Origin of the sequence: Echinicola vietnamensis DSM 17526, from assembly GCF_000325705.1 — a bacterium.
Lineage (GTDB): Bacteria > Bacteroidota > Bacteroidia > Cytophagales > Cyclobacteriaceae > Echinicola > Echinicola vietnamensis.
This window is the reverse complement of sequence record NC_019904.1, coordinates 3,099,324-3,114,429: the sequence shown is the minus strand read 5'-3', so window position 1 is coordinate 3,114,429 and position 15,106 is coordinate 3,099,324. Positions and strand designations below refer to the sequence as shown.

General features: G+C 44.0%; 12 protein-coding genes. 6 read left to right on the top strand and 6 right to left on the bottom strand.

Going from position 1 to position 15,106, the window contains the following annotated elements:
- Window positions 1-402 precede the first annotated feature (402 nt).
- The 5 genes from ECHVI_RS12800 to ECHVI_RS12780 form a co-directional block, all read right to left on the bottom strand.
- Window positions 403-1,197 carry a YoaK family protein gene (locus ECHVI_RS12800; RefSeq protein WP_015266421.1) on the bottom strand — a complete coding sequence of 265 codons (795 nt, stop codon included), beginning with the start codon at window positions 1,195-1,197 and terminating at the stop codon, window positions 403-405.
- Window positions 1,198-1,202: 5 nt separating this feature from the next.
- On the bottom strand, window positions 1,203-1,670 hold the full coding sequence (locus tag ECHVI_RS12795) for a hypothetical protein (RefSeq protein ID WP_015266420.1): 468 nt from the start codon (window positions 1,668-1,670) through the stop codon (window positions 1,203-1,205).
- Between the two features lie 11 nt (window positions 1,671-1,681).
- A complete protein-coding gene (locus tag ECHVI_RS12790) occupies window positions 1,682-2,185 on the bottom strand; it encodes a hypothetical protein (protein ID WP_015266419.1) in 504 nt (167 codons plus the stop codon).
- A gap of 233 nt (window positions 2,186-2,418) precedes the next feature.
- Entirely contained in the window at window positions 2,419-3,876 is a 1,458-nt protein-coding gene (locus tag ECHVI_RS12785) for a sensor histidine kinase (RefSeq protein ID WP_015266418.1), read from the bottom strand.
- Window positions 3,873-4,568, bottom strand: coding sequence for a response regulator transcription factor (locus ECHVI_RS12780; protein WP_015266417.1), 696 nt, complete (start codon window positions 4,566-4,568; stop codon window positions 3,873-3,875). The genes ECHVI_RS12785 and ECHVI_RS12780 overlap by 4 nt, the downstream gene beginning before the upstream one ends.
- A 688-nt stretch (window positions 4,569-5,256) precedes the next feature.
- Between ECHVI_RS12780 and ECHVI_RS12775 the strand changes: the two genes are divergently transcribed.
- From ECHVI_RS12775 to ECHVI_RS12760, 4 genes are all read left to right on the top strand, one after another.
- A complete protein-coding gene (locus ECHVI_RS12775) occupies window positions 5,257-6,237 on the top strand; it encodes an amidohydrolase family protein (RefSeq protein WP_015266416.1) in 981 nt (326 codons plus the stop codon).
- 153 nt (window positions 6,238-6,390) lie between these two features.
- The gene (locus ECHVI_RS12770; RefSeq protein WP_041738627.1) at window positions 6,391-7,542 is read left to right on the top strand and encodes a redoxin domain-containing protein; all 1,152 of its coding nucleotides are present in this window, start codon (window positions 6,391-6,393) and stop codon (window positions 7,540-7,542) included.
- Between the two features lie 150 nt (window positions 7,543-7,692).
- Window positions 7,693-8,283 (top strand): TetR/AcrR family transcriptional regulator, encoded by a 591-nt coding sequence (locus ECHVI_RS12765; RefSeq protein ID WP_015266414.1) that lies wholly within the window; start codon window positions 7,693-7,695, stop codon window positions 8,281-8,283.
- A gap of 71 nt (window positions 8,284-8,354) precedes the next feature.
- On the top strand, window positions 8,355-9,107 hold the full coding sequence (locus tag ECHVI_RS12760; RefSeq protein WP_015266413.1) for an HD domain-containing protein: 753 nt from the start codon (window positions 8,355-8,357) through the stop codon (window positions 9,105-9,107).
- Between the two features lie 390 nt (window positions 9,108-9,497).
- Here ECHVI_RS12760 and ECHVI_RS22990 read toward each other — a convergent pair whose 3' ends face one another.
- Window positions 9,498-10,463: a GNAT family N-acetyltransferase gene (locus ECHVI_RS22990; RefSeq protein WP_015266412.1), complete on the bottom strand. Its 966-nt coding sequence runs from the start codon at window positions 10,461-10,463 to the stop codon at window positions 9,498-9,500.
- Window positions 10,464-10,620: 157 nt separating this feature from the next.
- Between ECHVI_RS22990 and ECHVI_RS12745 the strand changes: the two genes are divergently transcribed.
- Both ECHVI_RS12745 and ECHVI_RS12740 read left to right on the top strand, forming a co-directional pair.
- Window positions 10,621-11,697: a hypothetical protein gene (locus tag ECHVI_RS12745; protein WP_169316419.1), complete on the top strand. Its 1,077-nt coding sequence runs from the start codon at window positions 10,621-10,623 to the stop codon at window positions 11,695-11,697.
- Between the two features lie 340 nt (window positions 11,698-12,037).
- Window positions 12,038-15,103: a SusC/RagA family TonB-linked outer membrane protein gene (locus tag ECHVI_RS12740; protein WP_015266410.1), complete on the top strand. Its 3,066-nt coding sequence runs from the start codon at window positions 12,038-12,040 to the stop codon at window positions 15,101-15,103.
- Window positions 15,104-15,106 lie beyond the last annotated feature (3 nt).

Genomic DNA, 15,106 nt, shown 5'->3' with positions numbered 1-15,106 from the left:
ACGCCTTAAGCATCCTATCTGTGTTTATCAGTGTTCATCCGTGGCCAAATAGCAACCAAAGGTGGCGAAGAACATATTTACCCATCGAAATAGGCTACCCCAAACTTTTCTGCTAGATCCAGTTTACTTAAAGGAAACACCATGGAAACGAGATATGCCACAAAGTGCCAAAGGCATCAAGTGGATGCTGTAACCTGCATAGAAAGGAATTTACTATTGTTTTGTGTCTTAGAGCCTTGGTGGCGTAACCTTGTTCTATAAAAAAGAAATTTATCTCTCCAGAAATTTCACCTGATCCGTGATCATCGCAAACGATTAAAAATAGCATAAAAAACACCCACAAGTAACATAACCTGTAGGTGTCTGAACTAAGCCTGTCTTTTGACTACCACCATCATATTCTCAGGCTTTTTCGAGGATTTTCTTTTTATTCTTGACTCCTATATACCGGTAAAAATCCTTTTTGCTCTTGCGGTCGCGTCTATTGACCAGCTCATAGTACTTCAATTTGTAATAGTCATAGCCAATGACAATCAGCAAGAAAAGACAAACGATATAAAACACATTGTAAGCAATGGTCATGTAAATGAAGCCTGCAGTGATGCCTCCGGACATGTAACTGACCATAATCGACAACTGTATCTTAAGCTTGCCCCGCAATTGGGGATTTTCACGGTATTCTTTCTTGGTAAACATGGAAAAGAGCATGCCCAAGTCTGTGGTCAAGCCCGTCAAGTGGGTCGTTTTCACTGCAGAATTGGAAATACTCGCCGTCAATCCATTTTGGATGCCCATGGCATACAGCATCAGCCCTACCAACCATTCCGTCTCCAATAAGGTCTCGGCATAATAAAACTGCACGTAAGTCCCTACGACCAAAAGACAAAGGATTTCCAAAAACACGGGGACGGCATGCGCCAAATAAGTGTAGCGTTTATTAAAATGGATGATGATGCAATTGGAGGTGAACCCACCAAAAAAGAACAGCATGATCCATGCCGCCACCACACCAGCTTGGTACCAGTTACCTTTCGCTATCTCCTCTGCCAAAACCGCATAATGGCCCGTTACATTCGAAGTAAACGCGAAAAACAACATTACTGAGACCACATTCACCATCCCTGCCGAAAAAGCCGTTAGGCTTCCCAGTTTAATGTTATCGCTTAGTGTCCTGCTATTGCTGAATTTTCTGAGCATCGATGTTAACTTTTGGCTTTTTTGAAGGTCATCTTGATGATTCCCCGTGCTTGTAAGTCTGAATTAAAGTGAATCTCCATCGTGTCATCGGTAAGTTTTTGGATCTGGTAATGCTCTAGGCTGTCTCCATGCCCAAAAAGCTTTAACACATGACCACGCCCTTTCAACCGCCAGTGCAAGTGTTCACTGGCCCCATTTTTTTTATGCAGCAACAGTTCCCCTTCCGGCTTGATCTCCCAGGTCTCTGCTTTATGGATGACCAGTTCTCGACTGATTTCTTGCTTAAGTTGGTCGTTGATATGAAAAGAATCGAATACATTGCCTTCCGAGCTATCCAATTTTTCATACTTCCACATCACCTCTTCCCATTTTCCGATCAATTTCCGCTCTGGACTCACATCATTGGCCACCAATGTGACCACTACGCCAAACAGCAGCACAAATACGCCGACATACATTATTTTTATCTTCATCTTCTTTTTATTTAGGATGGACTGAAATGCCCAAAAAAGAGGGCGGCAAGTTGGTTCCGGTCCAGATCATGCCTTCTGCCGTGGTCTACCCATTTTACCTTCGTCAAGTGGACGCTTGTTTTTTCGATCAAGGGCATCAGGTCAAAACTCCTTTTATGGACGGCCTTAAAATCGTGGTCCGAAAATGCATAGATCTCATCTACTCGATTTCCCTCCAGGTAATTTTCAAACGCTGCCCTGTTATAACCTGAAAACAAGTCCACACTCAAACTTTCGATACGAGAGCCGTATTTTCCCAATAGCAACTGACAGGATTCTTCAAATGCTGGGTTTTCCAATTTCCTAATGGCTTCTTTTTTTCTAAAAAAAAGCATTTCGGTAATAGAATCCGGAAGGTACAAACCGTGTACAAGAATGATTTCCAGCTGACATTCCTCATTTGCATTCAAAGCTGATTTTACGAGGTTTAATGACTTCACCGTAAAATCAGTTGGTATTAGTACTGTTTTTCTCATCTATCCCGCTTTTTTAATGATCGTAAGCAAAACTACACACCACCTATTAGAGGGGATTAAGAATTAGATTAGGATGAGATTAGAATTGATTAGGGCTTCATCAACCCAGCATTTTTTCAGTATATATCGCCAAGGATTGTCCTTGGAGAATGACAGAGGGCATTATAATTACCTTGCTTGAAGCCCGCATTACAAATGCGGGCTTTTGACGGTAGTAGGCTAGGTAGGGGGAATTAAAGATTACTGGACACTTGGGTGGTACGGCCTTCACGATAGGCTTTTACGATCTGTTCCGCTTTGCCCTCTTTGATCTCTTGATTGGTGAAAAAGCAAGGAAGGGTGATCTGGACGGTAGTGCCTTCATTCTCGGTAGAATTCACCACCAGTTCACCACGGTGCATCCTGACGATGTTGCGGGCCAAAGGAAGCCCGATGCCATATCCCTCATGGTTCTTGGTGTTGGAGGCCCTAAAGTAAGGGTCATAAATGTATTTCATCTCCGAATCCGGAATGCCGATGCCCTCGTCTTTTACAATGATGATCACTTTTCCGTCTGACACACCCAAGGCAACATGGACGGGGTTAAAATCCGAATATTTACAACCGTTCAAGATGATATTGGAAAGGGCAAGGTGAAGGAGTGCCTCGTTGGCATTGATTTTTAGCCGGTAGGGATTCTCGGGCAAGAGGCTGAAATCGATGCTAATCTTGCTCCCGGGATAGATCTTCTCCACAGTATCCTTAACGTCCATGATCAGTTGGTCGGTGCGCAGCATTTGGAATTTTTGCCGCTTCCCGTCAAACCCCGTTTGTGCCAGCATCAGCAGGGCCTTGGTTTTCTTGTCCAGCTTTTCGGCTTCTTCCAAAATGGTCTGCAGGGCCATGATGTATTCCTCTGGTCTGCGAACCTTGCTGAGCGTCACATCTGCCTCACCAATGATGCTGGTCAGCGGCGTGTTCAGCTCATGGCTCGCATTGCTGATAAAATTCTTCTGGGTCTCAAACGAAGTCTCCAACCGGTTGAGCATATCATTAAAGGTCTGGGATAGCTGACTGATCGTATCGTCGTTTTTGGACTGCTGATTGAGCCGGAGGTGCAGGTTTTCCGAACTGATCTCCTTTACCTTTTCGATGATGTCGTTGATCGGCTGGATGTATTTTCGGGTAAACAAAAAGGCCACTACCAAGATGATCACAAAGGCAATCGCCAAAGAGGTGAAAAGCAAGTTTCGCAAATAGTGCACGTGATGGGTAATAAAGTAATTTTCGGCTGAAATGATTACCAAATAAGTGGCCTTGCCCACCGTTGTGTACGTGGTACCGTAAAAGAAGGTCCTGCTGTCATTGTACATACTGGTGCCGTCCTCGAGGATTTCATCAATAAAGCCATCTTTAAACTCTCCAAGCTCACGTATTCCCCGCCAGTCACCGCTTTCCGGAAGCTTATACATTTTAATCTCCTCATCAGGAAGCACCTCCAAGTATTCCTGCCGTAGCTCACGGATGATATTCCCTTCCCCTTCATTCTCCAACTGGGACTTTGCAGTGGTAATTGCCCTGATTTCAAGCCGCTTATAAAAATCCGTAAAGGCATAATTGGAAATGGAATAATAGATAAACCCGCTGAACAGCAAGGTATAGCTGAAAAAAACGATCAGCAGGACATAAACGATCTTGTTCTGTGTTTTCATTCGGCTTCTTTTAGCACGTACCCCATTCCGATGACGGTCTGAATCAACCTAGGGCCTTGGTATTTCTCCAGCTTCTTCCGCAGGTAATTTACATAAACATCCACCACATTGGTACCCATATCAAAATCAATCCCCCAGACCTCTTCCAAAATATCGATCCGCGAGAGTACTCTGCGCTGGTTTTTCATAAACATCAGCAGCAAGCGGTATTCGGTAGAGGTCAGGCTGATGGCCATCCCGTTTCGAAGCACCGTCTTGGTCTCATCATCCAGCTCAAGGTCCCCAAACTGATAAGTACTTTCCGTTTTGCTTTCACTTCCACTGCTATATGTGGACCTTCTCATCAGGGTCCGCACCCTGGCCAGCAGTTCGATAAACTTAAACGGCTTAGAAAGGTAGTCGTCTGCCCCACTGTCCAGGCCCATCACCACATTTTCGGTGCTCCCCAATGCCGTCAAAAACAGCACTGGTACGTGTGTATGCTGTTTGCGAAGAGCTTTACAGACCTCTATCCCGTTCATTTCAGGAATCATAATATCCAAAATAACCAAGTCATAATTGCCTTGCAGGGCCATCTGGAGCCCCGTCTTGCCATCCATGGCCAGGGCCACGTCATAACCTTCTTCTTGCAGGCCTTTTATGATAAATGCACTGACACGGCTATCATCCTCTACTAGCAATATTTTTTTCACTGATCTATTTTAAAGGGTATATAATTCCAATCAATATTAAATATTACTGACGGGAAATGGCAAAAAATGGTTCATTTCTAATGGGATTCTAATATGATAATGTACTACTAAAGATAAAAAACACTCCATTTTGAGTTTTAGAATCAGGGAAAAACACTAAGATTCTGATATACTCTTTGGCTCAAACTAAATTAACGCTATGATCCCGTTTAAAATGGAATATTTCTCAAGATCCGATAAGGCATAGACATAGTTATTTCTTGAATTCACTTACCCCCCTTAAAGAACATTTAAGACGTCGCTATCCTCATTCTCCTCATCTATTATCTGCCACAAGCCCCAAATAGATTTCCTCTTCATAAAATCAGGATTAATAATCTTACTTACTCCCTTTATTACTTCCATAAAAACAACTTGCGATCTATCAACTGATTATCAGGCACTTTCATCCATTCAAATATTTTAGTATCTTAGTTTCGTAGTGTTATTGATGGAAAACTTCAACTATTCTAACTCTATAATAAATATGGACGATTAGTTCTACAGAGATTGTCATAATAGCATCCCAGCATACCGGTCCTATATTTACCTTTATGATTCAACAGCTTAAGAGGCTTTTTTGATTATAGTTCTTGGCTTTCTAAAGCAGTTTATTTTAAAATGAAAGAACCTAAAAAATTATATCAATATGATCAATAAAATACTTTTGATTACATTAATGGTGTATAGTACTACTGGATATGCTCAAGAATCAATGGAGCACTTCCTTAAAAATCAGCCTATTATTGACATGCATTACCATATCACCAAAGGGTATAAAGATAATGAAATATATAATGCGATGGATACTGATATTGATAAAGCAAAACTTAAATGGTCAATTGAAAATTTCAATAAAAACAATATAGTATTGGTAATCGGGGGTGGCAACCTAAAGTATGCAAATATGTATGCAAAGGCTGATGATAGAATATGGGCAGGGTTAATATTTCCTTGTCGAGGTACGGTAAAGCAGGATGAACCATGTACCAAAACTTTTTTTTCGGAAGACGAACTACGTGAAATTTATAAAAATGAAAAATTTAGAAGTATGGGGGAATCTTTATACAACTATTACGGAGTACCCCCTACTGATGAAAGGTTATCGCATTATTGGAAAATTGCTTCCGAATTTAATCTCCCAATTGGTATCCATTCGGACTCAGGACCTCCTACCAAACAGGTAATTGAAGAAAACCCCAATTATAATCCTAAATATGCTAACCCTGCCTTATTAAGTCCTATACTTGAAAAGTATCCAGACTTAAAGATTTATTTGATGCATTTCGGAAACGAATATTCGGACGAAGCTATCCAGATTATGAAGAAGTATCCACAAATTTACTGTGAGATATCCGCAGTCAGTATATTTTTGCCCAAAGTAATATGGGAACCAAATCTCAGAAAATTATACGAAGCAGGACTAGGAGACCGCTTAATGTTTGGATCAGACTATTTTGGAACGGTCGAAAAAAATCTCAAAATCATCTTTGAAATTGATTGGCTAACAGACAAACAGAAAAGAGATATTCTATATAATAATGCCGCGCGATTTTTAAATCTACCTGAAGAACTAATCAATAAGCATCATGAGGACGTAAAGCTGCCCGCACAAGCTCATATGGATTAAATATCATATATTTAATCGCATTTTTCATTAATTATATTCGCACTGTTGCACGTAACCAAAACCTATAGGGTCAATGCTATTTTCCCTAAGTTTATTGTTTTATTAATATTGGTACAAAATCTCAGATAATCAGATTTTAATCATTAACCTTTTATGAAAAAAACACTTTTAACCATCCCATTGATGCTCCTTTTATTCAAGGCTATTGCTCAGGTGGCGGTTGGGGAAAAAGCTCCAGCCATTGAGGTGGATACATGGGTAAATCATGATAATGGTGATGTGCCAAAAACAACAGGCCAAGCAATCGTTTTGGACTTCTGGTTTACGAGCTGCGCTCCTTGTATCTATACGATTCCCCATCTAAACGACCTTACTGAAGAATACAAAAATGACAATATTTCATTTATAGCCATAACGTATGAAAAGGAGGAAGATATTTCCACATTTCTGTCTAAAAAGGAGTATTTGGCCCATGTAGGCACAGATACAAGCTATCAAACGATCCACAAATACGAAGTCAATGCTTATCCAACGACATTTTTGATCGATGAAAAGGGAATTTTGAAATGGAAAGGACATCCATCACTACTTACCAATGATATGATAGATGAGTTGCTCCATAAAAAACATGATCCGCAAGTAGTGACAAACAATCCAGCAGCTCCCCTGAACAAAGAACTACGTCTCAACCACATCTACCCCATCACTGTCACTAAAAATGATTACATGGACGAGGAAGTAGTCGGCTTCCAGTTTAACCTTAGGGAATACAGCCTAGTCAACCAAACCCTGGCTGAAAACCTCACGTTCCTCCTCCAAAAAAGTAAAAGCAGGATTTCAGTTAACGATCAAAACAACTATGATGTTCGCTTTAAATTCCCTAAGGATTTGCCCCCAAATGAAAGAAGGCCCACCATCGTCCGATCTTTATTGCATGAACTGGATTATGACCTTATCCAGGAGCAAAAGGAAGTAGCAGGCTATGCCTTGGATATAGCAAATGACAGCCTCTTTATTCGACATGCCGTGGATACGACAAAAGCTTATTCAGGAGGAGGAACCTCCACCAGCGGCAACTATTGGCAAGGAAATGGTGTCCCCATGCAAGGTTTAGTGGATGAATTGGAAAACAGGTTCCAAATTTATGTCACTGATAGGACCAAATTAAATGGATATTTTGAGTTAAAATTCCCGTTCAAAACCTTTGATGGAGCCAGAAGTTACCTTCTTGACCACTATGGAATTTCATTGAAGCCGGATCAGTTTGATGTGGAAATCACGAAAATAGTCGAAAAGCATGATTAGAAAACTCTCCATTTCATTTGACCAATCATGAATTGATCTTGGTCGAACGTGACGGTGCATTCCATGGAATGCGGTGCCCTTTTGGTGGGAAGTATAAAAAGCCCATGTCCAACTAATTTTGTTTCTTTGTAAAGGCCAAACAACATTCACGTGAAAAAAGCTGAAATAACGCGTTCGACCATTCTCAACAAAGCCTTTGACCTCATCTATACCAATGGCTACAGGGCCACGAGTATCGATGAGATCCTTGCCACCACTAAGGTTACCAAAGGAGCATTTTACTACCATTTTAAAAACAAAGATGAGATGGGAATTGCGATGGTCGAAGAAATACTCAAACCTCGACTTTCCAGTAAGTTTGTAGCCCTACTGGGTCGCGAAGATAGTCCTCAAAATGCTATTTATGCCTTGATGCAGCATCTTCTCCTGAAAGACGACACGCTAACGGTGGCTTGTGGCTGTCCTGCGTCCAATCTAGTACAAGAAATGACCCCATGGGACACCTCCTTTTCCAAGGCCCTAAACGAACTTGTCAATCAGTGGATCCGGTCATTGACGGATTTTCTGGAAAATGGACAGAAAAATGGATCTGTCCATAACACTATCAATCCCGCATCAGCAGCTCTTTTTATCCTTTCGGGGTATTGGGGAGCCCGAAACCTCGGTAAACTAGAGAATAGTAAACGCCCGTATCACGCGTACCTGGACCAACTCACTACCTATCTCAACACATTGACATAATTTTTTTCATTAAAAACATACTAGTTAGTATGTTTTTGTAAATTTGCACTTCATCAGAAAGCAAAACAGCAATGAAAAGCATTTACAATGACTTGGGGATATTGAACAGCAGGGAGGTCTCACAGTTCAAACGAGCACTATTGACGGCAAAGCTTACGGAAAACAAAGACAGGCTTCTCACATGGCTAGGGATTAAATCATACCGGGAAGCAGATATAGCCCATATCGGCATACCTGATTCCAAACTAGCCACACTTGCCATAGAAGAAGCCAACGATGTCTACAGCCCTTCCCTCCTGAAGCATTGTTACCGGACGTATTTCTTTAGTGCGGGATTGGCATTAGCCCAAGGGTTAAAAGTGGACGAAGAATTTCTATTTACCACTTCTATTCTACACGACATTGGCCTTACGGAAAAGCATCAGCATGTTTGCAGCAAACAATGTTTTGCTGTTTATGGCGGGCATCATGTCAAGGACTTTGCCCTGAAAAACGGAACCGATACGCTTAAGGCCAGCAAGATGCAAACTGCCGTTGATCTGCACCTAAACCCGCATGTTGACCGCGCAACATTTGGAAATGAAGCCTACCTTTTATCCAAAGGAGCGGCCATGGACGTCATTGGCGCGCACACCTTCCAGCTCCCTTTGACCTTCATTAAGGCTATTCATAAAAGATATGATCGCACCGGCTTTAGAGAAGCCATTCTTGAAACCATGACGTCACTGGATCATCGGGAAAAAACAAGAGCCGATATCCTTTTTAAAATGGGCTTCCAAAAACTCACGGCCAAAAATAAGCTGGATACCCTTTTGGGAGGTTAGCGGTTTGGAAAAACAGGGATCAAGCCATATTTCTGGGGGGCGAGGGATTTCCGACCAGGCCTAAGGATTGGGAAGTGGAGAAAAACTCCTCTTTAGGGGGAATTTCTCTATTTGACGTTGTCACTTTTTTCTGCTGGTGAAAAAAGTAACCAAAACCTGTCCACCGGTGGTGGAAAAACCGCTGCTGAGAGAAGAGAAAAAGTTGAAATCGATAAATGCGGGGAGGCCGACTTGGCAGCGGGTGGGAGCTTTGGGGATAGAAACGTCAATCATTCATCATTATCTCCATCCGGCCAGCCTTTCCCCCAGTTTTTCTGCTTGACCCCAACTATACTTCCATAGTGTGTGTCCTCACACCATAAAGCCTCCTTCTACGATTGGCCCCCCTGCTTAAAAAAGCTCTAAATCCCCTAAGCTGAACGCCAATCCTGTTGGATCAAATAAGCGCTCAATAGCCTGCTGTTCCCTTCCAAGATTACGAAGGGTTACCATAGGGCCTTTGGGGGCTTTAAAAAATCGATACATTCCAAAGGACTGCAGGGGCACCTTGGACTCTCCCGAAATGGAAATGAGTGAGGCCCCATATTGGCCTACCTGCTTTTTCAACTGTTTGTTAAATTCCGGGATATTGTACGCCATCTCATTGCCCAATGGCAGCAGTTCGCATATCCTAAATTCGCTAAACCGCTGATGGGCCTTCACCCTAAAAATGCACAGGTAACTTTCACCGTCCGAAAACCATCCGTACCGAAACAGTGGATTCTGCGCATACCGCCAAAGCAAATATTCATCTGACAATGCTGTCATCAATCCTTCCGGTGCCAGGTTTTCTGAAACAGTGTTAAATACGTCCTTGGGCCACTCTTGGAGGGCAACCTCCTGTTTAGGACTTCTCCCCTTTCCCAAAAACATCTCCAGCGGCCTCACCACAGCCAACCTGAGCGGCAGCCTACCCCGCTTCTGCCAGCCCATTTTCAGGTAACCGGGCAGGCTTTGGGGATTTGGGGTATTAAAGATAAACTGGAAGTCATCTTCCATGCATTCGTGGAGCAGCTCAAGGGTGAGTTTTTTGAAAATACCCTTGCCCTGAAAGCTGGGATGAATCGCTGTGTCCACCGCCCTCAGTGCCTTGACCGATTGCCCCTCACGGGCAAAACGCCAAGGCATAAACGCCCGCACACCGACAATTTCTCCTCCCGATTCTGCCACCAACACCGGTGACTTCCCGAAAGGATTGTCTACGTGTTTCCACTGCCATAACTTCACACTCTTAGGCAAAAGGGTTTCTCCCAGCGAACATTTCAGCAAAGCAACGATGGCTTCCTGATCGGTTGGTTTTGCTTTTCTCAACTGCATGGGACTAAATTAGGCGGAAACAGGGGAATTTTTAGCCCATATTATTTTTTTCCCCTCAAATAGTTGATTTTTGTACAAGGTGTTTTCGCTGCTGACCATGATCCAAGTAATAGTAATATGTAGTTTGACCTTGCTCCTTTTTTATACCAACCACTTTGTGGGGAATAAAAAGGGGCTTGAAAACATCCAAATCCGCCATTTACATGTTTTGCTGAGCTATCACCTGGGATTCAGCTATTTCTTTTATCAATATGTCATGGCTTTTGGCGGAGACGCCGTGGTATATTGGAACCTGAACGGCCCACTTGCCGACCCGAATGCCACGGGCTGGTGGGATTATTTTGGCATAGGCTATCCCTTTATGTACTGGCTGAATTATATCCCTTCCCGATTTTTGGGCTGGGACATGCTTTCTGGATTTTTCCTTTACGCCATGCTTAGCTTTCTGGGCTTTAGGTGGCTTTTTATCCGGCTAATACGGGAATATGATGGTAAAAAAGTGTTTTGGGGCATCCCGTGGCCCGTATACTTCCTTTACCTGCCCAACTTGCACTTCTGGACCGGAGGGATTGGGAAAGAGGCACTTTGCTTTGTGGCCATTATCTTGATCCTTCAGCATATCGATCAGCAGAAATGGGCCAGTGGGCTTCTCGGCTTATTTCTGATCTTTATGGTCAGGACCTACTTGGCATGGCTGGTATTGATTAGTTTTGGCATTGCGGCACTTCTATTTGGCCCTTCCAAAAAGTACCAGCTTCAATGGGGAATTCCATGTATCATGGCTGCACTGGCGGCCTTTCCCGCATTACTTTGGTATGTGGGCATGGACCACTTCAACTTGGAAGGTATCCAACAAATCATCCATCAGCAATTCTCCCTGCTTTCAGGAAAGGATGTGGGATCTTCCGTACCCATGGCTGATTATGCTTGGCCCATGCGGCTTTTCACTTATTGGTTTCGTCCCCTTTTGTTGGACGCGCATAATATTACTTCCTTTCTGGCTTCTCTGGAAAATCTCATATTGCTTACTGGCACCACGGGATTGGCCTTAACGGTCAAATGGCATCGCTGGAAACCTCTCCCGTTGTACTTAAAATTCGGGATTGTCCTCTTTTTGGCCTCTTCGCTGGTATATATCAATATCCTCAGCAATTTGGGCATCATCATGCGCATGAAAAGCCTTTTTATGCTCTTCCCGCTATTGGTGGGAGCCGGAATGATGAAGAAAGAATAAAGCACGTCTTACGATTAACTGTTTTTCCAGGAAACCGACTCCACTCGTCCTGAACATCGAATGTCAGGTAATGGCTAATGCCATACCTCTGACGCTAACAAACCATCCCTGATCCCTACCTTGACCATAAAACAAGCAACATCAAAAACGCACGAAAAGAAGCCCCCGAAGAGCAAATCAGCCCTACTCCTTTAACATCGTAATAGAACCATAAAAACTCATTTTTTACCATTTATAAGCATTTATGATGCATCACAGTTCAGAACAGATTCTTGAAAATCATTGGATACATTGGGAGTGAGTAACAGGTTAAGTCATTATCATTAAACCCAATTAACCAATGAAAGAAGTAATTACCCTAAGAATGTCTTGGAGGCAAGGTATGTTTGCTTTGCTGTCCACGATCTGTAGTTTGGGCCTAACAGATGCCCTGGCGACCCCCTCGGTCGAGAAAAACGTTACAACCATCCGTAGTACCCATGCAATGGAAAAGGTAATCACCGGCACGGTGGTTTCCAGTGAAGACAACAGTCCCCTTCCGGGTGTAAGCATTTTGCTGAAAGGCTCCGGAACAGGCACGGTCACCGACATCGACGGAAAATTCACCCTCGAAGTCCCCGACGAAGGAGCGGTATTGATTTTTAGCTCCATTGGTTTTGTCAAGCAGGAAGTATCCGTAGGAGACCAAACCAACTTAAACATCACCATGGAAGCTGATTTACAACAGCTCGGTGAGGTGGTAGTGGTCGGTTACGGTACCCAACGCAAAAAAGACATCACCGGTGCAGTAGCCTCTGTTGGTGAAAAGGATTTTAATACCGGCATGTCCGTCGCCCCGGAGCAATTGATGCAAGGCAAAGTGGCTGGGGTGAATATCGTCCAAAATAGTGGGCAACCGGGCGCCGCCTCCACGGTCAGGATCCGTGGCGTCAACTCCATTTCTGCGGGAAACGATCCGCTTTACGTGATCGATGGCGTGCCGATGCAGTTTAACTCTGCCAATAACTTTGTTTCCTCCATGCAGGGAAGTTCTCCATTTTCCTCTGAAGGCACCAACCCGCTAAACTCCATCAATCCATCCGATATTGAATCCATTGACATCCTTAAAGATGCTTCGGCGACGGCCATTTATGGTTCGCGAGGAGCAAATGGGGTCATCATCATTACCACTAAAAACAAAAGTGGTGGTGAGACGCTTACCTATGACACCTATGTGGGGGTATCCAATATCCGGAAAACCTTACCTGTGCTTTCGGCCGATCAATACCGTAACTATGCCGAAGAAAACGGGCTAAACTATCCCGACGAAGGCGCCAACACCTTTTGGCAAGATGAAATTTTCAGATCAGCAGTAAGCCAAAACCACAATGTAGCCTTTGGCGGTGGTTCTGCTGCCAGTACTTTCCGGGCTTCTCTCGGGTATACGGATCAGCAGGGAATCCTGCTTTCTTCAGGCTTAAAGAAGTATACCGCCCGCTTTAACGGCACCCATAAAGCCCTGGAAGGAAGACTGCGGCTCGGCATCAACATGACCTACGGCAAGACCGCTGAAGATAATACCCCCATTTCTTCCAACATCAACAACGAAGGCGGTAACATCCTAAAAGACGCCATCAGGTGGGCTCCCACCCTGCCTGTCACCAATCCAGATGGCTCCTATTACCAGATCGGTGAACTCCGTATCAACCCTGTTTCTTGGGTGGAAGTGGACGATGAAAGGAACACCAACTTGTTTTTAGGAAATGTAGATGTCGCTTTTGATATTATGGACGAACTTACCTTCCGCATGAACATAGGTCATAACGACCAATATGTGGAGCGGTTCACCAATATGCCGGCCACCCATCCCGCTGGGGAAACCGATGGTGGGCGGGCCTCTATCAATAAACTGAAAAATTACAGTTCCGTAATGGAGGCGACATTAACGTATAACAAGGATTTGGGCAATAACACCAACCTCAACCTACTGGGCGGATATTCCTTTCAGCGTTTTGTGACCGAATACACCTTTACAGAGGCCAATAACTTTGTTTCTTCCTCCGTCAAATGGAATTTGATCCAATCCGGGAACATCCTTTCCAACACCTCTTATAAGTCAGCCAATAGACTCGCATCGGTGTTTGGTCGTGCCAACCTGCGCTTAAAGGACCGGTATCTTTTTACCTTTACCCTCAGAAATGATGGTTCCAGCAGGTTTGGTGAAAACAACCGCTGGGGCTTGTTCCCTTCAGGAGCTTTTGCTTGGAATATTGCTGAAGAAGGGTTCATGAAGGCAAGTGCTTTTGATCAGTTAAAGCTGCGGATGGGCTATGGGGTGACTGGTAACCAGGAAATCCCGAATGACCTCTATCGACAGCAATTGGGCATTGCCGGATCAGCGGTGTATGTCCTCGGAGGAGAAGCCATTCCAAGTGTACTCCCCACCAATTACGCCAACCCCGACCTTCAGTGGGAACAGACCAACCAGCTGAACATAGGCCTGGATTTTGGTTTTTGGGAAAACCGTCTAACCGGTACCATCGATTATTATGAAAAGTACACCAATAACCTGCTGCTCCAGTTTTCTACCGCCGCCCCCTCCGTGGTCAATACCCAGTGGGCCAATGTCGGTGAGGTGGAAAACAAAGGTTTGGAGGTCTCGTTGAATGCGGATTTGATCATCGACCGTCCGTTTTCTTGGAACATGAATGTCAACTTTTCGCGCAACCGCAACGAAGTGACCTCTCTGTCAAACGAGCAATTTTCAAGAGATGAAATCAGGACCTCTCCCCTTTCCGGCGTGATCACGCCAAAGGATTTCTCCCAGATCATCAAACCCGGTTTGCCTTTAGGAACCTTCTATGGCCGCCAGTTCACTGGATTAGACGAAAACGGCATGGAAACGTACCTGGATGAGGATGGCGAAGATGGCGCTGACTTAGTGGTCATTGGCAATGCCAATCCTGACTTTATCTACGGAATGACCCATCGCTTTATGTGGAATAACTTTGATGCTTCACTGACCCTCCGTGGCGTAGTGGGCAACGATGTCCTGAACAATACGGCGGCGGAATTTTCCTATACCAATTCCACTCCGGGTATTAACATTTTGGAGTCATCGCTTAGTTCTGGGGTGAGTCGGGATCAAACGGCCCAATTCTCCTCCAGGTGGCTGGAAGATGGCAGCTATTTAAGGCTGGACAATATTAACATCGGTTACAATTTTGACGTCTCTGAGCTAGGCTTTCTGAAAAGAGCCAGACTGTACGTTACCGGCCAGAACCTATTTGTCCTTACTGGATACAGCGGCTATGACCCTGAAGTAAGGACCAATACAAACGGTGGCGGCAATGCTGCCATTGGCATCGATTACTTGGCCTATCCACGGCCCCGTGTGTTTATGTTGGGAGGAAGCTTTTCCTTCTGATGA